This is a genomic window from Membranihabitans maritimus, assembly GCF_021729145.1.
Lineage (GTDB): Bacteria > Bacteroidota > Bacteroidia > Chitinophagales > Saprospiraceae > Membranihabitans > Membranihabitans maritimus.
On sequence record NZ_JAJSLW010000032.1, the window covers coordinates 15,032 to 38,632 of the forward strand.

At 36.7% G+C, this 23,601-nt stretch carries 22 protein-coding genes; 14 read left to right on the forward strand and 8 right to left on the reverse strand.

The features are described from left to right. Positions 1-123 precede the first annotated feature (123 nt). The 4 genes from LVD47_RS22420 (at position 124) to LVD47_RS22435 (ending at position 4,599) form a co-directional block, all read left to right on the forward strand. Positions 124-2,169 carry a tetratricopeptide repeat-containing sensor histidine kinase gene (locus tag LVD47_RS22420; RefSeq protein ID WP_236980823.1) on the forward strand — a complete coding sequence of 682 codons (2,046 nt, stop codon included), beginning with the start codon at positions 124-126 and terminating at the stop codon, positions 2,167-2,169. Then, the gene (locus tag LVD47_RS22425; RefSeq protein WP_236980825.1) at positions 2,138-2,785 is read left to right on the forward strand and encodes a response regulator transcription factor; all 648 of its coding nucleotides are present in this window, start codon (positions 2,138-2,140) and stop codon (positions 2,783-2,785) included. Before LVD47_RS22420 ends, LVD47_RS22425 begins: the two co-directional genes overlap by 32 nt. A gap of 128 nt (positions 2,786-2,913) precedes the next feature. Further along, the gene (locus LVD47_RS22430) at positions 2,914-3,807 is read left to right on the forward strand and encodes a 3-keto-disaccharide hydrolase (RefSeq protein WP_236980827.1); all 894 of its coding nucleotides are present in this window, start codon (positions 2,914-2,916) and stop codon (positions 3,805-3,807) included. Between the two features lie 3 nt (positions 3,808-3,810). Beyond that, the gene (locus LVD47_RS22435) at positions 3,811-4,599 is read left to right on the forward strand and encodes a DUF6503 family protein (protein ID WP_236980828.1); all 789 of its coding nucleotides are present in this window, start codon (positions 3,811-3,813) and stop codon (positions 4,597-4,599) included. Positions 4,600-4,627: 28 nt separating this feature from the next. Here LVD47_RS22435 and LVD47_RS22440 read toward each other — a convergent pair whose 3' ends face one another. The 3 genes from LVD47_RS22440 to LVD47_RS22450 form a co-directional block, all read right to left on the reverse strand. Then, complete coding sequence (locus tag LVD47_RS22440; RefSeq protein WP_236980829.1) at positions 4,628-6,106, reverse strand: M48 family metalloprotease; 1,479 nt, start codon at positions 6,104-6,106, stop codon at positions 4,628-4,630. A 183-nt stretch (positions 6,107-6,289) separates the two neighbouring features. Further along, positions 6,290-6,616: a HesB/IscA family protein gene (locus tag LVD47_RS22445; protein ID WP_236980830.1), complete on the reverse strand. Its 327-nt coding sequence runs from the start codon at positions 6,614-6,616 to the stop codon at positions 6,290-6,292. Between the two features lie 543 nt (positions 6,617-7,159). After that, a complete protein-coding gene (locus tag LVD47_RS22450) occupies positions 7,160-8,365 on the reverse strand; it encodes a cysteine desulfurase family protein (RefSeq protein WP_236980831.1) in 1,206 nt (401 codons plus the stop codon). A gap of 51 nt (positions 8,366-8,416) precedes the next feature. Between LVD47_RS22450 and LVD47_RS22455 the strand changes: the two genes are divergently transcribed. Continuing rightward, entirely contained in the window at positions 8,417-9,244 is an 828-nt protein-coding gene (locus LVD47_RS22455; protein WP_236980832.1) for a hypothetical protein, read from the forward strand. On the opposite strand, the gene LVD47_RS22460 is transcribed toward LVD47_RS22455, so the two are convergent. Both LVD47_RS22460 and LVD47_RS22465 read right to left on the reverse strand, forming a co-directional pair. After that, positions 9,223-9,630, reverse strand: coding sequence for a gamma-glutamylcyclotransferase family protein (locus LVD47_RS22460; RefSeq protein ID WP_236980833.1), 408 nt, complete (start codon positions 9,628-9,630; stop codon positions 9,223-9,225). The genes LVD47_RS22455 and LVD47_RS22460 overlap by 22 nt on opposite strands. After that, a complete protein-coding gene (locus tag LVD47_RS22465) occupies positions 9,617-10,387 on the reverse strand; it encodes a segregation and condensation protein A (protein WP_236980834.1) in 771 nt (256 codons plus the stop codon). The genes LVD47_RS22460 and LVD47_RS22465 overlap by 14 nt, the downstream gene beginning before the upstream one ends. Before the next feature lie 177 nt (positions 10,388-10,564). Here LVD47_RS22465 and LVD47_RS22470 point away from each other — a divergent pair, with 177 nt between their 5' ends. The 3 genes from LVD47_RS22470 to LVD47_RS22480 all read left to right on the forward strand — a co-directional run bounded on the left by LVD47_RS22470 (position 10,565) and on the right by LVD47_RS22480 (position 13,547). After that, the gene (locus LVD47_RS22470) at positions 10,565-11,269 is read left to right on the forward strand and encodes an SAM-dependent methyltransferase (RefSeq protein WP_236980836.1); all 705 of its coding nucleotides are present in this window, start codon (positions 10,565-10,567) and stop codon (positions 11,267-11,269) included. Between the two features lie 239 nt (positions 11,270-11,508). Then, complete coding sequence (gene nadA, locus LVD47_RS22475) at positions 11,509-12,534, forward strand: quinolinate synthase NadA (RefSeq protein WP_236980838.1); 1,026 nt, start codon at positions 11,509-11,511, stop codon at positions 12,532-12,534. Between the two features lie 104 nt (positions 12,535-12,638). Then, positions 12,639-13,547 carry a PfkB family carbohydrate kinase gene (locus LVD47_RS22480; RefSeq protein WP_236980840.1) on the forward strand — a complete coding sequence of 303 codons (909 nt, stop codon included), beginning with the start codon at positions 12,639-12,641 and terminating at the stop codon, positions 13,545-13,547. A gap of 717 nt (positions 13,548-14,264) precedes the next feature. On the opposite strand, the gene nadC is transcribed toward LVD47_RS22480, so the two are convergent. Continuing rightward, complete coding sequence (gene nadC / locus LVD47_RS22485; protein WP_236980841.1) at positions 14,265-15,116, reverse strand: carboxylating nicotinate-nucleotide diphosphorylase; 852 nt, start codon at positions 15,114-15,116, stop codon at positions 14,265-14,267. Between the two features lie 135 nt (positions 15,117-15,251). Continuing rightward, complete coding sequence (locus LVD47_RS22490; RefSeq protein WP_236980843.1) at positions 15,252-16,007, reverse strand: porin family protein; 756 nt, start codon at positions 16,005-16,007, stop codon at positions 15,252-15,254. Positions 16,008-16,220: 213 nt separating this feature from the next. On the opposite strand from LVD47_RS22490, the gene gldB reads away from it, so the two are divergent. The 4 genes from gldB (at position 16,221) to LVD47_RS22510 (ending at position 19,616) form a co-directional block, all read left to right on the forward strand. Beyond that, on the forward strand, positions 16,221-17,285 hold the full coding sequence (gldB, locus tag LVD47_RS22495) for a gliding motility lipoprotein GldB (protein WP_236980845.1): 1,065 nt from the start codon (positions 16,221-16,223) through the stop codon (positions 17,283-17,285). A gap of 71 nt (positions 17,286-17,356) precedes the next feature. After that, positions 17,357-18,307, forward strand: coding sequence for an isopenicillin N synthase family dioxygenase (locus LVD47_RS22500; protein ID WP_236980847.1), 951 nt, complete (start codon positions 17,357-17,359; stop codon positions 18,305-18,307). 507 nt (positions 18,308-18,814) lie between these two features. Next, positions 18,815-19,003 carry a hypothetical protein gene (locus LVD47_RS22505; RefSeq protein ID WP_236980849.1) on the forward strand — a complete coding sequence of 63 codons (189 nt, stop codon included), beginning with the start codon at positions 18,815-18,817 and terminating at the stop codon, positions 19,001-19,003. 73 nt (positions 19,004-19,076) lie between these two features. Next, complete coding sequence (locus tag LVD47_RS22510) at positions 19,077-19,616, forward strand: DUF3575 domain-containing protein (RefSeq protein ID WP_236980851.1); 540 nt, start codon at positions 19,077-19,079, stop codon at positions 19,614-19,616. Here LVD47_RS22510 and LVD47_RS22515 read toward each other — a convergent pair. Then, positions 19,593-20,510, reverse strand: a complete 918-nt coding sequence (locus tag LVD47_RS22515) for a serine hydrolase (RefSeq protein WP_236980853.1) — start codon at positions 20,508-20,510, stop codon at positions 19,593-19,595. The two genes, LVD47_RS22510 and LVD47_RS22515, sit on opposite strands and share 24 nt — an antisense overlap. Positions 20,511-20,948: 438 nt before the next feature. Between LVD47_RS22515 and LVD47_RS22520 the strand changes: the two genes are divergently transcribed. After that, positions 20,949-21,377 (forward strand): Fur family transcriptional regulator, encoded by a 429-nt coding sequence (locus LVD47_RS22520; RefSeq protein WP_236980855.1) that lies wholly within the window; start codon positions 20,949-20,951, stop codon positions 21,375-21,377. A 668-nt stretch (positions 21,378-22,045) separates the two neighbouring features. Then, positions 22,046-23,601: PKD domain-containing protein (locus LVD47_RS22525; protein ID WP_236980857.1), on the forward strand; the 1,556-nt coding region annotated here is incomplete at its 3' end.

Consider the following 23,601-nt stretch of genomic DNA (forward strand, 5'->3'; position numbering starts at 1 on the left):
CTGTTTATAATCACATAAACTAAATCTTCCATAATTATTAATAAATTCGCGGTGTAAATTTTGTTATATTTTAGTTTCCAATATTTGAAAGTCAAACATTTATATTCAAGTAAGTACAAAGTAATGTTCAAAAATACAATAATATTACTCCTATTTTTACTTAGTGGACAATATATATGTGCACAGGAATCATATAGCAAGTTTACGGCAGTTCTAAACACAATAGATTCTCCTGGTGCAAGAGCAAAATACATTCTGGAGTACGAGCAGTCTTCAGACATTTCTTACCACGAGGAGTACACAGACTTTCTAGAAGAGGCTATTAATTATTATCTCGGTCAAAACGCTCCGGATACCATATTGAACCTGGTAACTTCTGTTGCAGACCATTATATTTTCTCCCATCAAGTCAACCATCAAAAAGCTAAAGAAGTACTAGACCTCGTTATACCTTATCAGAAATTGATTTCAGACACTACAGCCTGGACCAACTATTTGGTCCAGAGAGGTGAAATTGCCATATACAATAATAATTTTGACGATGCTATTGACATTTTCAAAACCATATTAGATGTCGCAGTGGATACAACGCAATATAGTTATTCATATGCCCATTTGAAACTGGGAGAAGTGTATGCCAACCACTGGAATATATTGAAATCTATCATCCACTTTAACAAAGCTTCTGATTTATTTTTGAAACAGGAAAATGTGGGTATGTACCTTTGGACCCAGTCGGGGCTTGCTTCTCTTTATAGTCTCAACTCTTTGTATAAAGAAGCGAACAACGCAAGAAATATTATTTATAAAGTAGGGGTAGAAAACAAAGCTTTTGACATCGTCACAATCGCCCACCTCACCGCAGCGATGGAAAATAAAGAGCGAAACAATCAAGAGAAGAGATTATATCATTTGAAACAAGCCAACGAATATTCCAAACATCAATCTACAGTACAAGACTATGTAAAAGCTGTAAACTATACGTTTCATACATTGTACTATACAGAAAAGAGGCAAATTGATTCGTCGGAATTCTACTTTAAGAAGTTGGAAAATTTGTATTCTCCTGACAAACACGGAGCTTGGGTAAAAAGCTATTATCTAATAGGCAAAGCTTCAAATTATCACTTACATGGTAATTATACAGCTGCTGAAAATATTATCCTTCAATTGATAAAAGATGCCAAGACTACCAGAAAGGCTTCGATGAGATTGCGATTTTACGAGACTCTTAGCACTTTGTATAATGAATGGGGCAAAAGAGAGTTGGAATTACAAGCTTTGAAAAATTACAGTTCTTTGAAAGACAGCCTGGAAGACTTGAGAATTAACAATCAATTTCTCTATTACAATCAATTATTTGAATCAGAAAAAAAAGATAAAACAATCCTGCAACAAGAAGCCTCTATACAACTTTTATCAGCACAAAATAAATTAATTTTAATGAGGTGGGCTATAGTGGTTCTGGTCATTGGTGTGATATTTACTGTTTTTTATTTCTATAAGTCCCGAAAATTTGCGATTCAAAAAAACAAGCTTCAGGAAAATTTTTCTCAACGGTTGATATCTAGTCAGGAGCTTGAAAAAAGTAAAATTTCCCGGGACTTGCACGACGGGTTAAGTCAACAATTGATACTCATCAAAAACAGATTGGATATTTTGGGTTATAATGATGTTTCGGAGATGGTATCAGGTTCACTTGACGAACTAAGGTCTATTACCAGATCTCTCCATCCTGCCATTCTTTCCAATTTTGGTCTTACGGCAGCATTGGAATATTTATGTACAAATCTAAATAAATACGCCGATGACATTGAAGTCTCTCATCATATTGAAAGGATTGATAATTTACTAGATGAAGAACATGAATTACACTTGTATCGCATTGTCCAGGAAATATTAAATAATATATTGAAACACGCCGAATGCTCTACTATTTCCATTTCAATCCTCCCTAAAAAGAAGGACATATTTATTCGAATACAGGATAATGGTAAAGGTTTCGAACTTGAAGAAGCTGAAATATCCGGCCTCGGAATGAATTCCATTCGTGAGCGAAGTAAAATTATCGGGGGCCACCTCGATATACAATCGAAGAAAAACAAAGGAACGGTAATTACCCTAAAAATTCCGGTTTATGAAAGACACAAAGATTCTATTAGCAGATGACCACCCGATTTTACTAAAAGGATTATCTACATTTCTCAAAGAAAAAGGATATAATTCAGTCTCATTGGCTTACAACGGGGATGAAGCACTCAAACACATCAAAAAAAACAAACCTGAAATTGCAATTCTGGATATTGAAATGCCTAAGATGTCAGGCGTAGATGTAGCTAGAGAATGCCAGAGTGAAAAGATTCCCACTACAATAATATTCCTCTCCTATCATCAGGATCCCGGCTTTATAGCTCTAGCCAAAACCCTCAACATCCGAGGCTTTCTGGCAAAGGAAAATTCCATTAAACAAATTGAAGAGTGCATCCGTACAGTCATCGAAGGACAATATTTTTTCCCGCTGGGTGAATACGAAGAAGTTTTGGAAGAAGGGAAATTATTAATAAATTCATTAAAAAAACTCACCCTATCTGAAAAAAGGATCCTCTCCCTTATAACCCAAGGGCTAAATAGCAAAAATATATCCGGTGAATTAGCTATTTCACTCAGAACGGTTGAAAAACACCGAAGTAATATTATCAATAAACTAAATTCTGAGCAGAAAATCAAAAACCTAAATCAATGGGTTTTAAAAAATAAAAAGCTCATACTGGATAATTTAATATAACCTGCCATCTGAATTACTCCCATGTATAGACAACCTTTCAAAGGAATATGTAGTGTATAAAGAATGTGAAAATTATATTTTACTTATATTACAAATTTATAACACATAACTATCACAACACCTAAAAAATGACAAACCGGCTCCTTTCATTTTCCGTACTATTTATAATTACTATTTCCCTTTTTGCTTGTAGCAATGAATCATCCAAAGAAGAAAAAAAATCTGTTGAAATTGAATGGCAGCAACTATTTAATGGTGAAGATTTAACCGATTGGACGCCTAAGATCAGATATCAGGATTTTGGAAACAATTTCAATAACACCTTCTCGGTTAATGACGGTAAAATTGTTGTCAACTATGATCAATACGATAATTTCGAAGAGCAATTTGGACACTTATTTTATAAAAATCCTTACGCCGCTTATTTTCTATCTATTGAATATCGCTTTGTAGGGGATCAAATACACGATGGTCCCGGTTGGGCTATACGAAATAGTGGTGCTATGCTCCACTGTCAGGATCCGGCGACCATGGGCAAAGATCAGGACTTTCCCATCAGTATAGAAGGCCAATTGCTCGGAGGGGATGGCGAAAGTGAACGAACTACATCAAACCTATGTACACCCGGGACCAATGTAGTAATGGACAATGAGCTTTTCACCCCACACTGCGTCAGTTCAAGTTCAAAAACCTACCACGGCGAACAATGGGTTCGAGCCTCTTTTCTGGTACTTAAAGATTCTTTGGTACGACATTACCTGGAAGGTGAAATTGTACTCGAATATACAAAACCCCAAATTGGTGGTGGGAGTGTTTCTGCCTATAACCCGGAGGTAAAGAAAGATGGCAATTTGTTGACAGAAGGATATATTTCATTGCAAAGTGAAAGCCACCCAATCGAATTCAGAAAGGTAGAATTAGTAGACCTGGAACAGATATATGAAAATAAACCGCTTCTTGAAGAAACGGTTTCAAGCCTTGTTGAAAACGAAAAGATACTATTTCAAGGTCTAAATAAATGATTTATGTCCATTAGAAATTACCTTGGAAAAAGTAATAGCGTCATCCTGGGGATCGTAACCGGGTACCTATTGTTCAGCTGCCAATCTTCAAATGAACCTACTCATTCTGACCAATATCCATATGAGCTAACCCAAATTTTCAGGCAACACGGAGGAATACATACCTGGAATTCAATGTCCACTTTACAATTCAGTATCCCCCGGGATAATGGTGATGAAACCATTACCACCGACTTAAAAAATAGATATAGTTTAATAAACCGCCCGCTTCACCAATTAGGGTTTGATGGCAAAAACATTTGGACTTTTCAAAAGGATACCGCTGCATTCAAAGGCAATGCGATATTTTCTTACAATCTTATGTTTTATTTTTTCTCTATGCCTTTTGTACTTGGGGACAATGGGATAATGTATGAATCAGCGGATACATTGTATTACAACAATTATAAATTTCCCGGTATTCGGATTTCTTATGGAACGGATATCGGTTCTTCCCCAAAAGATGAGTATATCCTGTATTACAATGAAAAAAACTACCAGATGGAATGGTTGGCATACACAGCTACTTTTTTCTCAGGTGAAAAAAGTAATAATTTCAATATTATCAAATACGAAGAATGGCAAATAGCAAATGACCTTCTTCTTCCTAAAACTATCCAATGGCATGAATATCATGAAGGTAAAGTTGGTGCCCCAAAAAATTTGGTGACTTTCGAAAAAGTAAACTTATCGGAGAAAAGTAAACCCACCGAATTTTTCAAGGCCCCAAAAGAAGCTACTTTAGTACAATAAGTTGTAAGAGATCCTATCGCCACACTACTTAAGGATTATACTTTTCTACTACCTTAATTTTTTGATTGGCTTTTAATTCATCATTTAGGTTCATACTGTTGAGAATACTCAGTTCATCAAATCTTTTCACTGGCATATTAAACCTGCGAAGAGCATTTTCCAACGTCATTGAAAATGGGACCTGTACTACTTTGATTCTTTCCGGCCGGACATTAATCTTCGCAGATTCCGTAAGCCGTTTGAAATTGTCCATCGTAAACAAAAAGTAATTGGACGTACTACTAAAATTATTTTTTGGGGCAACACCTAATATTTGATATATCAGATCATTCCGGGTATCCTGATAATAGTATACAACCAACCTTACACTTTGATCGGGTGTCTGCTGGTTTACTTGATCCGCAACAATTTGATACGAATTAAAACCATTTACTTTTTTGGAATTACTTTCGACCAATGTTAACTGGTATTGCTGTATAAAGGCATCTGCCGCCTCCCTCAGGGAATTCCCCTGAGCCAAACTCATAACCATCATTGCCGATCCATCTTCAGGTGCCATTTGTACTTGTGAAGAAGAATTTGCCAATTTCCAACCATTTGGAAACGGGAATGTAAATCTCAGGTCGGGGTGATAAAAAACATTATTTTCCACATACCCTTCCCGGGGGTTTTCACCATACATGATTCCATTAATTATGTCCAGGTAATCTCCCCTGTCTATTTCGTAAGGACCTTCATTCACCTTTGACTGCCATTCCGCTGCCAATTCGTGGACGTTATCATGCCGATCAGCCGGATTAGGGTGGGTAGATAAAAATGTAGGGATTTCACTGGCTCCTGATTGATCTCCCAAACGCTCCAGCGTCCGGAAAAATTCAGCCATATTATTCGCATCATACCCTACTTTGGTAGAATATTCAACACCCAATCTATCGGATTGACTTTCATTCTCACGGCTATTACTCAACATCATCAATTGTATCCCCTGAGAAATTTCATTTGCGAATTGCCGTACCGTGGGCGATAAAACCAAACCGGCAATGAGCCCGATCTGTGATAACATTTGATTGGTATATTGTTCCGCTCCATGCCTTGCCGTAACATGACCTATTTCATGGCCCAAAACTCCCGCAAATTCCGCTTCATTGTTGAAGTGAGCCAAAATACCCCTGGTAAAATAGACATAGCCACCAGGCAATGCAAAGGCATTTACCACCGGTGAATTGAGCACCTTAAACTCAAAATCCAAGTTCGGCCGATGGGACACTTTCACCATTTCCTGTCCCTTCTCATTTATAAATTGTTGGATTTTATCATCTTCATATAAGCCAAATTGAGCCACAACTTCCGGATCAGATTGCTTTCCAATCGCTTTTTCCTTTTCTTCACTCATAAAACTCAATTCTTTCTTACCTGTTACTGGATTTTTATAGCATCCATACAGTAGAAAACCGATACAAAACAGAGAAGTAAGATAAACAACAACTTTTTTACTTTTCAAACTCATGATGCGATTTATTTTCAGTTGTTAAAATACGAAATTATAACATATTTGTAACGATTAATAACGAGTATCATTACAAAATAATTATTAAATAAAGTTATGATTTTAATAATATAATACCGCTATATATGAGAATATAGTCAGAAAACGTTTATTTAGAAAAGTCTTATCTGTCTGGGGAATAATCTATATTGCAAAACTTTCACCACAACCACAGGAACGAGTAGCATTTGGATTTTCAAAGTAAAATCCTTTACCATTCAACCCACCTGAAAATTCCAACGTTGTGTTACATAAATATAAAAAGCTTTTTAAATCCGTTACTATCCGTACGCCATTGTCATCAAATATCTGGTCGTCATCTGCAAGTTCCGTATCAAAATCCATCTTATATGACAACCCGGAACAACCGCCACTTACTACACTTACGCGTACAAAATGATTCTCGGTTATTTCGCCTGCATTTCTTATCTCGTCAATCTTTGATTTGGCACTATCACCTACAAATAGCATACTTTCATTTTTTCATTAACACAAATATAGTCAATAAACAACAGAAAGGTGAATACAGTTCAAATAAGCAGTTTTCAAATCATAGTTGGCAGCAGCTTTTCGACCTGAGAGGCTGAATAGAGTCAATTATTGAGTCTAGAATTTTCAGGATTATGCACAACATGGCTAAATATTCGCTCTACTACGTTAGTTTTGCAAAAGGGTCTTCATATTTTCTTCCTGGAATATACACGCAATCTTACATAGAATAAAGCGAAATCTTGGTTTCAGAATTCTCCCTTTCAGCATCCTCAAATTACTTGAAAAATATTTTTGATATTGTCTTTTCTATATCCTTCCTCCATCACACTGCTTGCCGATCGAGAAACTCTTCCAAATTGATTTGATAAATACAACTTTTCATTAACCGGGAGCTCCTTATTTAACTTGAATATTTTTGTAGTTAAACCGAAAGATATCTATTATACATTTACATTTCGGAACTCTAAATTTTATTCTAACTCCATTGAAGATCTAATTCTGTTAATTGTTTTTACCAACTGCCTAAAATTTTTCCAGATCGACACCATCTTTGAACATCTGCCAAACCGGACTTTCTTCTCTCAGTTTTTCTATTTCTGTCTTCATAATATCAAATACAGGAATAATATCTTCTTGCAGGGAAAACCTTCCCAGGCTTAATCGAATGGAAGCCTTGGCATCCCCTTCAGATAATCCCAGAGCCAGCAATACATGGGACGGATCCGGATTCGCTGACGTACAAGCTGAGCCAGATGATACTGCTACTAATGAATTGATATTCACCATTAATTGCTCACCTTCTACATATTTAAAACACAAATTACACACATGGGGCAATCGATGATAATCATCGCCATTAACTGAGGTAGATTCTATATTTTCAAGCAATAAATTCTCTAATTGATCCCTCAATCCCTTTATCCTTATATACTCATCTCTCATCTCCAGGCTTGCTAACGCTGCAGCCTTCCCCATCCCTACAATCCCCGGGACGTTCAGAGTTCCACTACGAAGGTCATTTTGGTGCCCCCCCCCATGTATTTGCGCTTTGATTCGGGGTCTCGGTTTATCTGAGCTCATATAAAGCCCCCCCACCCCTTTAGGTCCATAAAATTTATGCCCGCTAAAAGCCATTAAATCAATATCCGCCTCTTTTGGATGCACCGGAATTTTACCTACTGCCTGGGTTGCATCACAAACAAAAAATACATTCTTTCTACGACAAATTTTTCCTATATCGACTACCGGGTGAATTACTCCTGTTTCATTATTTGCCCACATTAAAGCAACACATATTGTTGTATCACGGATGGCATCTTCCATCTCATTCAGGTCAATATGACCTTTTGAATCCACTTTCAAATAAGTGATCTGCAGCCCTTTCTTTTCCAAATAAGAACAAGTATCCAAAACAGCCGGATGTTCTGTGCTGCACGTAATTATATGATTCTTTTGTCCTTCCCAAATTTCCGCTAATCCCTTTAAGGCCAGATTTAGGGACTCCGTCGCGCCACTGGTAAAGACCAATTCCTCTTCTTTGATTCTCAGTAATTCAGACAATCTCGAAGTAGCTTCTTCTACAGCAGCTGTTGCTTCCCAACCAAATGGATGACTCCTGCTATTGGCATTACCGGGTTTTTCAGTAAAATAGGGCAACATCATATCCACTACTCTGGGATCTACAGGCGTAGTAGAATTATTATCAAAATATATTCTATGTTTTTCCAAATCTCTTTTCTTTTATATTAACTTATCTTGTCAACTTGAAAATACCGGATAATGTTTGAAAACTATAATTACGAAGACTGGAAAAAACAATTTTATAAAGAAACGAAAGGTAAATCGCCAGAGGATTTGAGTTATAGCCCGGAAGGATATGCAGCTATACAGATACGGCCTTACTATGATAGAAATACCATCCCCCCCTTTAGGAACCAAAAGTTTTCTCAAACCATCAATCAGGGTATACTTTTTAGCGGAAATTGGAATATACCTGTAACCAAAACCCTTGAAGAATATAATATTTCCGTGTGTTACGCTCCAGGTGACTCCAACCTGGTTCCCCCCTCTCCTGATAGGAGATGGGAAATAATTGAAAAATCTGAAGACACCATAAAATTTACTGATAATGCTACAGCAGAATTTATCGACGGCAATATCCCTAGAAATGCTTTTCGGAAATTAACATCAATATTCGGGAATAGTGATCTTTCTCCTTCTGAATTATGGATTATTCCAGGAAGTGATATTTTCTTTACTATTGGCCTGATTAGAGGTATATTCAAGTATATACACCATACAAATGGCCATTATACGCCCAAAATAAGAGTTTATCTTCAGCCTGGGAAAAGCAATGATGATTTGGAGACCTCTTTATTAAAATACACCAATAAAGTACTGGCTTCCCTTATTTCCGGGATTGACAAAATTATATGGGAGTGGCCCACGAGTGAATTATTCAGTAACAACTATTATCTATTTTTAAATATTGCAGAAATTCTTACCCGAGAAGGAAAGGTGAAAGAGTATGGAGATGTTCTAGAAGGAGCAGATTTTTTTGAGGATCTAAGTGATAAGGTATCCCTTCATTTATCACGATCAAAATAATCTCCGGACTCTATTTCATTTTGAATATTATCAAAAGTATAGAGATAGACCTGTGATTCACATACCCCCTGGTCCGTGAAAACGTGGACAGTGGTTCTAATAAATTCAGACTGGTCCGGTATATCGGGATCATATCCTTCGTAGTAATCCAATCTTTCAATAACTTCTTCATAATACTTTTCTTTTATCCGATACAGTTCACCGTAAACCCTGGACAAGCTGTCAGGACGAACAACAACTCCCGGATATTCACCCAAATCATACAATGTACCGAGTATATATGCCTTACTTATAAATTCTGAATTTCTTCTAAAATAAGTCGACATAGGATGACTGGATGCTGCCCTTAACGAGCCGTAAACAAAGATCAAATTATTCTTCTTCATCACTACCACTTCCAGGTGAAATCCAAAGGGAATTGCGTGAATTACCCAATTGAATTTTTATTTTGCGACTATTCACTAATTCAAGTAAAGCTAAAAATGTAACTATGGCATGTAATCTGTTTTCCATCTGGTCAAAGATTGCCTCAAACGAAGCCCGCTCCCCGGAAAAAACCAGATTAGTGATATACGATCGCTGATCTTCAATGGTATATTTAAAGTTTACTACCGTATGCGTGATTCTGTTCTTCTCCGTATCATAACGTACCATAACTTTCCGGAACATGCGAAACAGTTTATACAAATCAACAGACTCCCATTCAGCTTCAACAAATACTTGCTCGGAATACTTCCTCAACTCGTTATCAACATTTCCTCTGGGATGAATACGGCTTCGTTTTTGTTCAAGATCCTGTAATTCCTCCAAAACAGATTTAAAACGCTTGTATTCCATAAGACGTTGAACCAATTCCTCACGTGGGTCTATTTCATTGCCGTCCTCGTCTTTCTCCTTCCTTGGCAACAACATTTTAGTCTTTATTCGCATTAGGGTAGCAGCTACGACAATAAATTCTGAAGCCAGTTCAATATTTAATCGATCCATAGTCTGGATATATTCGAGAAAATCCTTAGTAATTCTTGAAATAGGGATATTCTGTATATCAATTTCATCCCGCTCTATAAAAAAGAGGATAAGGTCAAAAGGTCCTTCAAACTGCGGAAGCTTAATATAATATTGATCCGGAGTATTTTCAAACATATCACAAATATAATGAGAGTTAACGAGTATTGTACCTGAAGTAATAATTCTGAGTAAGCTAGGTATCAATATTCCACTTATAGGTTCCAGATAACATCACTCTATTCATAACGGGACGATCTTTGGACTTTCAATTTCCAGCTTCGGACTCCCGCCTTTTCTCCTTACCTTTATACCATGAAGAAACAGACATTACTGTACTTAATCCCTACCGCTTTGGGGGATAATGACCATCCACATGAAACCCTTGTGTCGATTCTGCCTTCCATAGAAGTGTTCATTTGCGAACGTATAAGGACCACACGACGATGGTTACGATCTATAAATCCTGACTTTGATATTGATAATAGGATTTTCGTCGAATACAATAAACACGATAAGTCATTCCCATGGCAATCAATTTATGAACATTGGGAAAACGGAAAGGTATGTGGACTTACATCAGAGGCAGGAACCCCGGCAATTGCAGATCCCGGGTATGGAGTAGTCTATGAAGCTCATCTCAGGAATGTCCCGGTAATACCTCTTCCGGGTAACAATTCCATTATTCTCGCACTTATGGCTTCGGGATTTAATGGAAACAAGTTTTCATTTAACGGATATTTCCCCATTGACAATAAAGTATTTAATAGTGAAATAAAAAAAGCAATAAAGGAAACAGAAAAAGGGTATACCCAAATTTATATAGAAACCCCTTATAGAAATGTAAAAACGCTGAATAAACTCCTAAATAGCTGTCCGGGAGAGTTCAAAATTTCCATTTCTTCTGATTTATTCAATAATAACAATACTTCTAAAACCCGGTCAGTAAATGAATGGAAAAAAGTGGATAAAACTTATTTAGATAAAATACCAGCCATATTCATTTTGGGAACATCATAATAATGGCCACTGGCCTACAAAAATTTTACCAGGCGAAATTTACTAAAACAAATAAGGTGGTTTTTACATTACTATAATTGAAACTTTGAAATTTGTATTCTGGAGTATTTTAATTAAAAAGAGCTGTAATTAAGGGCCCGATACAACCTATATATTGAGAATTATAGGAATATTTTGCCATGAATACTCCTTATTTCAAAAAGTTTTTTTATAAATTGCTCACTTATTTAGAGGTAATTATGACAGGAACTAACGAATTAGTTTTAGCTAAGAGAGATCTTGAAAAGAAAGGATTTCTTGATATTGAAGTTGATCCTTCCCTGGATTTGGAAGCGGAGATAGAACGTTTAAAAAAAGAAAAAAACGCCATAATCCTGGCGCATTATTATCAAGAATCCGAAATTCAAGATATTGCTGACTATATAGGAGATAGTTTGGGATTGAGCCAAAAAGCTGCGTCCACTGATGCTGATATTATAGTTTTCGCTGGAGTACATTTTATGGCGGAAACAGCTAAGATGCTTTCACCAGACAAAAAAGTTTTGCTGCCGGATTTGAAAGCGGGTTGTTCATTAGCGGATGCCTGTCCCCCTCATTTGTTTAAAAAATTCAAAGAACAACATCCAGACGCCGTTGTAGTTAGTTATATCAATTGCACTGCAGAATTGAAAACCCTGACTGATATTTGCTGTACCTCAACTAACTCCGTAGATATTATTAATAGTATCCCCAGGGATAAAGAGATAATTTTTGCCCCGGATAAAAACTTAGGGGCATACCTGCAAGAAAAAACAGGTAGAGATTTAATCCTTTGGAACGGTTCTTGTATGGTACATGAAGTATTTAGTAATGAAAAAATTACTAAATTGCAAATGCAACACCCCGAAGCAAAATTAATTGCACATCCGGAATGTGAAGCTCATATTTTGGATAAAGCAGATTATATTGGGTCAACAAGTGGCCTTTTGAAATACACAAAAGATTCTGAAAGTGATACGTTTATAGTCGCCACAGAAGTAGGAATCCTCCATCAGATGGAATTGGGGTCACCGGAGAAAACTTTTATTCCGGCACCACCAAATAATCAATGTGCCTGCAATGAATGCCCGCATATGAAAAGAAATACGATGGAAAAGTTATATTTGTGTATGAAATATGAAAATCCTGAAGTAAATTTGCCTGAGTGGGTAATTGAAAAGGGTGTCAAGTCCATAGAAAAAATGCTTGAAATATCTGAAAAGGCAGGATTGGGCTTGAAAGATTAAATTTGGATCCAGACTGACGTCATTATACAGTTACTTCGTTAGTAGCCTTGCCTTCAAGCGGCAAGGCTTTTTTTTTGAATACATATGTAAAATATTAAAAAGTTATGAGTTTACTGATCGTTGGAACGGTCGCATTTGACACTATTGAGACACCATTTGGAAAAGCGGAAAAAGTAATAGGTGGTGCCGGAACCTATGCCAGTTGGGCGGCATCTTACTTAAAAGACAACATAAGGCTTGTTTCTATTATCGGTGAAGATTGGCCCAAAAATGAACTGCAAAAAATGAACCTCAGAGGCATAAATACCGATGGGATCCATGTAGTACCTAATGGAAAATCATTTTTCTGGATTGGCAAGTATGCTGATAATATGATAGAGAGAGAAACATTAGCCACAGAACTAAATGTATTGGCAGATTTTGATCCTAAACTACCCCCCTTTTATAAAGATAGTGAATATGTTCTTTTGGGAAATCTCACACCTGCAGTCCAAATGAGTGTAGTCGAACAAATGAGTAAGCGTCCCAAATTAATCGTATTGGATACCATGAATTTCTGGATAGATAGTGAACGGGATTCCCTTATGGAAGTAATTAAAAAAATTGATATTCTTAGTATCAATGATGAAGAAGCAAGAATGTTGAGTAATGAGTACAACCTTGTAAAAGCTGCTGACCGGATTTTGCAATATGGTCCAAAATACGTAATTATCAAAAAAGGAGAGCACGGGGCTTTATTATTCTCAAAAGAACAAATGTTTTTTGCACCGGCAATGCCACTAAGCAAAATATCTGATCCTACCGGTGCCGGCGATTCTTTTGCCGGCGGTTTAATGGGATATATCTCATCCCAGGGCAAAACTGATTTTGAAACCGTTAAACAGGGTCTTGTTTACGGTGCGGCAATGGGATCTTTCTGTGTAGAAGACTTTTCACTTGATAAACTCCAGAATATTTCTACACAAGACATCGCCAAAAGAGTGGCTGATTTGAAAACACTTTCACAAGTTTAATAACCTGGAAGTAAATAGAATATTTGATTTGATTTTTGATTCAGGTATTAATGATAAGCACGTAAAAACTCTTTTTAAAAAAGCACAACTAAAACAAAAAAAAGACCGCTATCCGACGGTCTTTTTTTAATTTGTTCACATTGTATCCTTGTAAAAGGGTAGCAATCCAATATATCAATTCATTTGTTTTAAATACTTTTCAAAAAAGGAAGATTCTCTTTGTAGCAATCCTTCCCAAATAAAAGCCAATATAAAGCAGCTTTTTTCCCCTGAAAAAAGAATACGAAAAATTCGAGCCCTTCTACAAGGTGATTTGATTTTACTATCCCAATACCACCATTTTTCTAGTGGCACCTCTATTATTTCATCCATTATTTACCAATAAAATTCGATGAATATATACCATTCAGGCCTGGTAAGGATAGCGTCAATCTGGGACAAAAGATCAATTACCTTGTCATTAAAGAGAATGCTTAGCGAAAAGATTTGTAATGGCCTCAGATAACAGGGACATAAAACAATTCCCAACCTTGACGACTTTCTGCCCTTCGGACTTATATCCTCCATTGCTTTATCCCGATAAAGCAATGGAGGATATACAATAAATTCGAAGTCTCAATTCAAGTTGGAGAATTTCGATTATATAGTTACCACTTAAAAAGAGGCATCTCTATTCCTATTCTCAATTCCTTTGTATCTCAATATTTTATTTCGAAATCAGGTTATTTTAAGGCTAAGATCCTTGGCCATGACACTGTGAGTCAATGCTCCTGACGAAATGAAATCAACTCCGGTCCTGGCTACTTTGGTTAAATCGTCGAAAGTAATTCCCCCGGAAGCTTCCACTTCATATCTGCCATCAATTTGACGAACAGCTGATATCATCTGATTAGGGGTGAAATTATCGAGCATAATTCTTTGAAATCCACCGGATGCCAATGCATCGTCCAATTCACTCTGTGAACGAACCTCCAGGGTTATATCCAGGTCCAGCCCTTTATCTTCCAAATACTTGTGAACGTGGCTTATAGCTTCTGAAATGGATCCGGAGGCAGTGATATGATTATCTTTAATCATTATTCGGTCATACAAGCCATTCCTGTAATTAGTACAACCTCCAATCCTTACAGCCCATTTTTCTAAAAATCGCATCAAAGGGGTTGTCTTTCTTGTATCCAGGATATAAACATCAAAATTCTCAACTGCTTCAGCATATCGTCTACTCATAGACGCTACACCGCACATTCTTTGTACCGTATTCAGCATTAGTCGCTCAATTTTAAGTAATGCTCTGGTATTCATTTCAACATAAAGGGCAATGTCCCCTGGTTGGGCAACATCTCCATCACGCATAAGATGCTCAATCTGAGAATGGGGATCTGCATATCTAAACATTTCTACTGCCACTTCGATTCCCGCTAAAACCGTTTCGTCTTTGATAAGCAATTTAGCCCGGGAGCTTTGATCTGGAGGGATGCAGGCAAGTGACGTATGATCTCCATCTCCCACATCTTCATTTAACCCCAGTCCTATAAAATTTCTTAATTGATCTATAACTTGAGCTTCCATTCCTTTATACATTTTTAGATCCGCTAAGATAAACGATCAATACTATTTTGCATTGTCCTAACTGAATTCAAAAAGAAAATATCCGGGAATAATTATTGAATTTGAAAAATAAAAGCGTTTTAGTTAATTCGAAACCTATCGAATCCTGAATGCTACCTGAATACCAAACTGATTTAAAGCAGCTTTCGAATCCTCGGTAATTACACGATTACCTCCGTCTGAATTAATCACTTGCGTTCCTTTGTTCCTTGTCACATCAGAAAGGCCTGAATTGAGAAAGATCATAGCCATCACCTCTTTTTCACGATACTCAAATTCTGCTCCCAGTCCCATACCCCACATAAAATTGAAGAAAGAAACGTCTTTTCCAATTTTTTCACTTTCCAACAATAAGTTGCCCGCCTCAATTGTGCCCCGGGCTCTATTCCGGAATCCGGTTGTAATAGTAGGGATACGGGCAAAGATTCGAAAATCATCAATTGGGGGTAGATTAAATTGAAGTCCAACGGGAAATTCAATATAATTTAATGTATACCTGATACTTGTATTATCAGGCAATGGCATATTCCCCTGATTATACTGAGGGTCCGAAAGTTTTGACTTAGGCAAAAAATTCCCCCCTTCCCTGTAAAGTAAATTACCACCTGACCAAAGTGTAAAATCCAAACCGGCGGTAAAACCTACCCAATCTGCTAACAAAAAATTAACATTTGCGCCGATTTTCAATCCTACATTTATGCCATTAGGACTAATATAATCGCTGGAGCTGTTTATCTGACTAAAGACAGGTGTGACATGAAAATCCAATATCTTTTCTTCAATCCTCTGAGCTTCAACAGAATTAAATATAAATAAGAATCCTAATAAAATTATATGCTTATTTAACTTCATAGTATATTACTACTCTAATAAAGTAAATATAGAAATATTCTTATCATTTCAATATCATCAGACATCTAAACCTAATTTTTCCAAAACAAAATCGAACCCCTGGATAAAAAAATCGAATTCCACTATTTTTAGCATTTGTGGACAATTAATTTCAATAAACAAATACTCCTTTGCGTTAACCATTGGTGATATCGGACCTATTTTAATGAACCTATGACAATACGTACATTTATTTTAACCATTTCAACAAACACTGGATCACCTCTTCCCAGATGTTCATATTTATTATTGTTTCTATTTATTTCAGCTTCCTGTAATTTAGATTCTAATAATCGAACAAATGTAGACCTTGTCCCTGAAGAAATAGAAATCACACGGTTTGAACAATTGATTTGTTCCGGGGGGCAAAATAATTCCCAGGATAACATTAATCAAATAATAAAAGATTATCCGGAGTTTACTGATGTTTTTTTCAATCAGGTAATATTCCCTTCGAATCAAGAATCAATTCATATAGACAGTCTTGTAAAATTCTATTGCCAATCAAAAGCAGTTCAGCATCTAACCGATACCATAAACATTTTATTCCCTGCTCTTGAAAATCTTAAAGAAGAATTGAAAATAGGAATCTCTTATTATTTGCATTACTTTCCGGAGCAGAATAAGCCTAAAATATTTACATATATATCTGAGTTTGGAATCGGAACTTTTGTGACCGGGTCAGGTATTCTCGGCATCGGACTGGATTTTTATCTGGGAAGTGAGTACCCATACTATGATCCTTCGGTATTTCCCCATTTCGTCCAGCAAACCATGAAACCAGAGTATATGTCTTCCAATGCCATTCGGGCACTCACTGAGAACCTTGTACCCCCTCCTACTGATGGAAACATGCTGGACTTTATGATTCGAAACGGTAAGATTCTTTATGTGATGTCAAGGTTTCTTCCCGAAACTGAATTATACAAAATATGTATGTATACACCCGAACAAATGGATTGGGTAAATGAAAACGAATTATCTATTTGGCAATTCATACTAGACAGTGGACTGCTATATGAACAAGACGCCAGAAAATTTGTCAAATATATAGACCGTGCACCGTCGAGTCCTGGTATGCCACCTGAATCTCCCGGAAGGGTAGCCAACTGGACCGGGTATAAAATAATCGAATCCTACATGAATCAAAATCCGGAAATTTCCCTTTCTGTATTAGCCAATAATACCGATTATCAAACAATTATGGACAATGCGAGATACAAACCTTCGCGTAAATAACCGGGCACTCATATTGTATTCAAATAATTAATTTTCGCTACAAACTTTTTATATTGTCAAAAAATTCATCCATGTCAGAAAATATTGTACCAAAAATAGACTTGAGCCTATTTAAGGAAGGGAACGAAGACCAGAGAAAGGAATTTATTAATCAATTGGGTTTTGCTTTCAAAAAATGGGGATTCGTGATAGTTAAAAATCACGGAATCCCACAAAACCTGATAAAGCGATTTTATGAATCCTCCGGTGACTTTTTCAACTTATCTGATCCCATAAAACGAAAATACGAAATCAAAGGCCTGGCTGGGCAAAGGGGCTATACATCATTTGGTAAAGAGCATGCAAAACATTCTGACATACCCGATCTAAAAGAATTTTTTCAAATCGGCCAAGCCGTTGACAATGATCATCCTCGAAAAGAATTATACCCTGATAATATTCAGGTTGAGGAAGTAAATGACTTCACTAAATCCGGAATTGAATTGTTTAAATCTTTCGAAGAAACGGGCGCACAACTCCTCAAGGCGATAGCCTTATTCCTGAAATTACCTGAGAATTATTTTGATTCAGAAATTAAAGATGGAAATAGTATTTTAAGATCGATATACTATCCGCCAATTACCAGGGAACCTGATTCTGCTGTAAGGGCAGAACAGCATGAAGACATAAATCTCATCACATTATTAGTAGGTGCATCCGCAGGAGGACTCCAATTACTTAATAATGATGGTAAATGGCTTCCGGTGATCCCTGAAGAAGATGAAATAGCTATTAATGTAGGAGATATGCTTCAAAGACTGACCAATGATTATCTCAAGTCCACAACTCACAGGGTTATCAATCCGCCCAAAGAAGAATGGCATATTCCAAGGCTTTCAATTCCGTTTTTTCTCCACCCGGTAAGTGATATGGATTTGACTTGTCTTGATCAATGTGTTTCCGATGAGAATCCATTGAAATATGAACCCATTTCTGCTGGTGAATATCTTGATGAAAGGTTACGAGAAATAGGTCTGAAATAGTTTCTTTGATTAAAAATATACCTCAAATACATTATAAATACTCAACTTGCTTTGACTAAAATGATTAACGAAGGTTCAGCTGAATAAAAATTCATTACCCTTTGTTAGGATGACGAAAAATAGTTCGAATGCAGTACAAACAAGATACAGTGCATATATATTTGAATAGGCTTATCCCACCCTTCAGAAAATAGAACAGACGGGGGAATAGGAAAACAAGGTTCCAACAATGAGAAATCCTAATTTACTGCTATATAAATCATCGCATTGGTTAGAACTGTGATAAATTGCTAGCCGGATCAGAAATGCCTCCGTGGAGAAAAATCGAATTATTCGTCATACATACTTACAGAAGTAAGGATGAAAGTTATCTATTTCTCTATATCCAACACATCTATCGTAGTAAATCCCTCCCACCAAAGTAGAATTAAAGAAAGGGAACAAAAATACAGCCTTTCATCCTTCTGACATTATTCACAAATAGAAAAAAGAATAAATACAGGACCCATGGACAATCTAAAAAGAATTCCCTGGACAGGAAAATTAATTGATCTTGCCAAATACTGGGTTCTGTTAGAGGCCATAATGTTTGCGCAAACTTCAGGTGTCCTGTTATTTAGGATTGATAATGCTGATAATAGAAATTATAGAGACTTTTTGGGTCCTGTCCTGAGAAAATACCATATACTACATTGAACATTCTCAAAACATATAATTTTATTATTTATATTTGCGAATTATGTAAAAATAATTCACAAAAAATACTATTATGAAAAACGCCTTACTTACCCTTATTTTAGGTTTATTCTCGATTCCCGCATTTTCACAACTGGATGTTACCATAAACCCTCTCGGCCTATTGTTCAGCAATATAGGAGTTTCAGCTGAAACTCCACTTTCTGAAAATTTCGGGTTGGAAGGCACTGTAAATTACAACTTCAACCGATTTGATGCTTTAGGAGATGAATTCAAAAGCACCGGATATGGATTAAGAGCTTTGGGAAAATACTACTTCAACTCCGACAAGGGATTGGACAAGTTTCATGCGGGTCCTTATGCCAGAATTGGTGGAAATAAGATCAAGTATACTTCTGGAACCGATGATGTTACGAGTTTTCGATTTGCCTTGGGGATATATGCCGGATATAAATGGGTTTCTAAAAAGAACATTGTTTTTGAGCTGGGACTTGGTCTTGGAAGGGCATTCGTCAATAATTACTCTTCTAATGATTCTTCTTTTAATGCAGCTGATTGGCCCGTGCTCAATCTCGATGCTACCGGCAAACTAGCCATTGGTTATCGATTCTAACGGCAACGAGTTTTGAGCCACTTCGTCGTAAATTATTTTTGAAACTTTGGCTAAAGCACGAACACCTTCATCCTCATTATTCAGATTCTTAGACAATAATACCAATACATATTTGCGACCATCTGGTAAAAAAATAATACCTGAATCATGTCGGACTCCTGTAATACTCCCGGTTTTATGGGCAATTTTTACATCTTGGGGCAACTCGGCGGGAATAATATCTGAAAATTCCTGCCGAGACATGATTTGTATCATTTCCTCACTAGCGGCGGAATCCACCGCCTCCCCCAATCCAATTTTTTTGAAGATTTGAAGTAAATCATAAGCTGTCGTTGAATTACTCAATCCCGCTTCATAGGCCTTTATATCCTCCACACCCCTAAGTACCTGAATAGAAGGAGCTCCTAATTCTCTCATAGTTTGTGTAACATCAATGGCATTGAGTTCCCGAATAAGAACATTTGTGGCCAGGTTACTACTTCTTGTAATCATTTTTTCCATCAACTCCCGCCAACCAATTCTCGTACCTATCCTGTCATATAATTCCGGATCTCCATCTGATTCCCTTGTCAAGAAATACTGACTGCTGTCAACTATGCTATAAAACTCATTATTCAGCAAAATAGAATCATTAATACCGAAAAATCCGGACCGGGCCTTTTTATACGCTTCTATAAGAACTGGTGTTTTCATTGTACTGGCAGCATGGAAAGGTTCACTTTCATTAATCAAAAGTTCCTCTTGCGTATTGAAATTAAAATAGGCCAAAGCAAAATCTCCCTCGACTGTATCCAGTACTTGCACAATTTTATCTTTTAGCTGAAGGTTTTCTTCCGGGGCACTACAATTTACAATACTAATTGCAATCAAAGTGAATAAAAACCATCTTGTCATTGTACCAAATTGATATTATAAAAACTCAATATAAGAAACATCTCAAACACCGTAATTGAATTAAATAAAATTGATATGTTAAGGTGATTTGAACGATAAAACGTTTCTATTCCTTGTTTCCTGCTTTAATTCCTATTATCACTGAAAACAGGGATATGGAATAGTAATAGGTCGGGATACATCGAAGACATGTTTCTCACATAAATGTCCCCATCAACAAGTGTTACGCTTCTTACCGATCATATGTAAATTTCTGTTCTTCTTGTAGTCAAACTACTCCATATTGTAAAAACTCCCAGATTATCACCTAAGAAAATAGAAATATTGATACCTATGAAACACTATTAAGGGACTGTATCAAACTTGAACTTTTTCTTCCGGGACTGGTTTTATTTCCAGGATATATTTATGTAATTTCGACATCAGAAATGCAATATTATGAGTGCGAATGAAATAGTAGACAAAAAACTAAGGGAGTCAAAATTAAGAAAGACTACTTTTCGAAAATTGGTTTTGCAAAATTTTGTAAAAAATGAAGGCAAAGCACTTTCAAGTAAAGATATTGAAGGTTTACTTCATGACCCTGACAGAGTTACACTTTATCGCACATTAAAAACTTTCGAAGAAGTGGGATTAATCCACCAAACCGTAGACACTTCCGGTAATTCCAAGTTCGCCTTATGCGGCAGCCACTGCACAGAACATAAACATCATGATCATCACGCTCATTTTCACTGTACCAATTGTGATAAAACTCTTTGTATTGAAGAAATTAATACTTCAAGACCTGTTTTACCTGAAGGCTTTGAAGTTCACCAAATGCACCTGATTTTAGAAGGGACTTGTTCGGATTGCCGAACTAAATAATATCAGCACCTCTTATTTTGTGAGATCATCGCTAAAAAACACTGAAATAAGGCAAAATAATATCACCTAAAACAAATTGTTAATTTCTTAATAAATAATTTATTAATTTATTTGATATTTAAAATACTTTAATTTATATTAGAGGTCAATATTAAGTATTGAGGCCAAAGTTAAAACCCGAAGAAACCCTATATAGCTAAGCCAAGCAGTACTTTATTAACAACTTTTTTTTAGCATTATCAGCACCCCAAACTAATAATGCTAATACAGATTGACTTTGATTCAAAGCATAAATAAGCACCATGCCTGAATCAGGTAAAGAAGAAACGTATAGACTATTGCTAAACCTAAAAAGAAAAAATATGACACATCGACGACTACCAAAGTAATTCTCTCTGAATTCTGATTTTTATTCTGTTCTCTACTAATACGGATTTGATTTTCCGGATTATGGTAAAAATTATGTAATAAACAACTTTTTTATTTTACATAATCTATAAATTATATGAAGCAATTAATATACTTTATAGACCCGATCTTTTTATAAATAATTAATTCCTCAGTAGAAATATAATTAAATATGGCTTCATGCAATATTTAAAATAGGATATCTATATCTAATTCACACAGTGACGCCCTTATTTACATTTCAAATTAATTATTTAATTATGAAAGCTAAAACCTTATATCAAAAAGAAAACAATACCCCACTCTACTGGACTTTCTCCTTATTAATTTCTTTATTCTTATCAATTACGTCTGTAGGGAGTGCTTATGCCCAGGCTACTCACCCCTGCTATAATAATCCCAATTGTACTTCCAATGATTTTGAACTTACTGAAGTATATTTGGCCAGTGATGCCAATGGAACACCTTTGACCTCAGCTGCCTGCAACATGGGAGGTCCCGCCGTTACATACGTAGCAATGGTTATCCAAAATAATACGAGTTCTGACCGGGATGGAATTTATATTACAGGAACGGTTACTTCCGGAAATCAAACTTTTCCAGTAGAATACTGCTTTGATGTCGCACTTCCCCAGAACACCCTTACCATACTTACCGTACCAGCGCCCAATACCTTCGATTGGGATTGCCAAAGTGCTGTTAATTTTGAAGACGCCCTCGTTGTCTGGGCCACAGCCAGTCAACCAATGTGTCCAGGAAATATGATCGAGTGCGATGCCACCACAAGAGCAAAGTGCTCTTTCTATACAAGTAGCCAACCTGTTACTACACCCTTAATTGCCAATTTCGAATTTACCAATGAGTGTGTCACAGGAAATTTATTCGAATCCGTAACCTTTACTTCAACCACCGTAGGAGGAGTTCCACCCTATTCTTATTCCTGGTCTTTCGGGACCGGTGCCACTCCCTCCAACTCTTCCAATGAAATGGAAACAGTCAGCTATAACAGTACCGATACAAGAACGGTGACCTTGACTGTGACCGATGATGACGGCAATATGGACATGATATCAAAAATGGTCACTATACAATCTTGTTGCGACCTTTCTGTGACTTGTCCTTCAGACCAAACCTACGATTGTGATAATATACCTTCCACTCCGGGCGAAAGATTTGAAGACGGTGGAGGTAGTTTTTCTGACGCCTGTGGAACTGTAACTATCGAAGATAATTTCTCTCATACAGGAGCGTGTGGCGGTGAAGTAATGGTAACATATACTATTACAGACGACAACGGAACCCCCTCAGATCCAAGTGACGATAATATAGAGACATGCGAGCAGACTATAACCATTACATCAGGTTCCTTACCAATTATATCTTGTCCGCCATCGCTACCAGCTTCACTTGATTGTGATGAAGTAGGGGGATTTTCAATCCCTGATGCCAGTTATACTAATAGTGAAACCGGCAACTGTCTTATTTCCGGTACTGTTTCCGGGATAATCATCGATCAACCTGGAGATGCATGTGGAGGAAACCTAATTATTGAATATTCCGGTAACGACGATTGTGGTAGACCTATGGTCGCAGTTCGTTGTACCGTTTTCGTAAATCCGGCCCCCGAAGCTTCCTTTACCAATGAACCCCAGGACGAAACCATTGAATGCAACGAAGCACCGCCCACAGGGCAAATGATCGCTTATTCCAATAGTGCAACCGGTAGTTGCGAAATTGATGGACAGGTCATGTCTACCATCTCCGGTTCGCACGATGAATGCGGTGGGTCCTATACCGAATCCTGGACCTTTACCGA

Coding starts and splice junctions, on each gene's coding strand:
- LVD47_RS22420 (WP_236980823.1), top strand. CDS start 124: ATGTTCAAAAATACAATAATATTACTCCTATTTTTACTTAGTGGACAA.
- LVD47_RS22425 (WP_236980825.1), top strand. CDS start 2,138: ATGAAAGACACAAAGATTCTATTAGCAGATGACCACCCGATTTTACTA.
- LVD47_RS22430 (WP_236980827.1), top strand. CDS start 2,914: ATGACAAACCGGCTCCTTTCATTTTCCGTACTATTTATAATTACTATT.
- LVD47_RS22435 (WP_236980828.1), top strand. CDS start 3,811: ATGTCCATTAGAAATTACCTTGGAAAAAGTAATAGCGTCATCCTGGGG.
- LVD47_RS22440 (WP_236980829.1), bottom strand. CDS start 6,106: ATGAGTTTGAAAAGTAAAAAAGTTGTTGTTTATCTTACTTCTCTGTTT.
- LVD47_RS22445 (WP_236980830.1), bottom strand. CDS start 6,616: ATGCTATTTGTAGGTGATAGTGCCAAATCAAAGATTGACGAGATAAGA.
- LVD47_RS22455 (WP_236980832.1), top strand. CDS start 8,417: ATGTTTGAAAACTATAATTACGAAGACTGGAAAAAACAATTTTATAAA.
- LVD47_RS22460 (WP_236980833.1), bottom strand. CDS start 9,630: ATGAAGAAGAATAATTTGATCTTTGTTTACGGCTCGTTAAGGGCAGCA.
- LVD47_RS22465 (WP_236980834.1), bottom strand. CDS start 10,387: ATGTTTGAAAATACTCCGGATCAATATTATATTAAGCTTCCGCAGTTT.
- LVD47_RS22470 (WP_236980836.1), top strand. CDS start 10,565: ATGAAGAAACAGACATTACTGTACTTAATCCCTACCGCTTTGGGGGAT.
- nadA (WP_236980838.1), top strand. CDS start 11,509: ATGACAGGAACTAACGAATTAGTTTTAGCTAAGAGAGATCTTGAAAAG.
- LVD47_RS22480 (WP_236980840.1), top strand. CDS start 12,639: ATGAGTTTACTGATCGTTGGAACGGTCGCATTTGACACTATTGAGACA.
- nadC (WP_236980841.1), bottom strand. CDS start 15,116: ATGGAAGCTCAAGTTATAGATCAATTAAGAAATTTTATAGGACTGGGG.
- LVD47_RS22490 (WP_236980843.1), bottom strand. CDS start 16,007: ATGAAGTTAAATAAGCATATAATTTTATTAGGATTCTTATTTATATTT.
- gldB (WP_236980845.1), top strand. CDS start 16,221: ATGACAATACGTACATTTATTTTAACCATTTCAACAAACACTGGATCA.
- LVD47_RS22500 (WP_236980847.1), top strand. CDS start 17,357: ATGTCAGAAAATATTGTACCAAAAATAGACTTGAGCCTATTTAAGGAA.
- LVD47_RS22505 (WP_236980849.1), top strand. CDS start 18,815: ATGGACAATCTAAAAAGAATTCCCTGGACAGGAAAATTAATTGATCTT.
- LVD47_RS22510 (WP_236980851.1), top strand. CDS start 19,077: ATGAAAAACGCCTTACTTACCCTTATTTTAGGTTTATTCTCGATTCCC.
- LVD47_RS22515 (WP_236980853.1), bottom strand. CDS start 20,510: ATGACAAGATGGTTTTTATTCACTTTGATTGCAATTAGTATTGTAAAT.
- LVD47_RS22520 (WP_236980855.1), top strand. CDS start 20,949: ATGAGTGCGAATGAAATAGTAGACAAAAAACTAAGGGAGTCAAAATTA.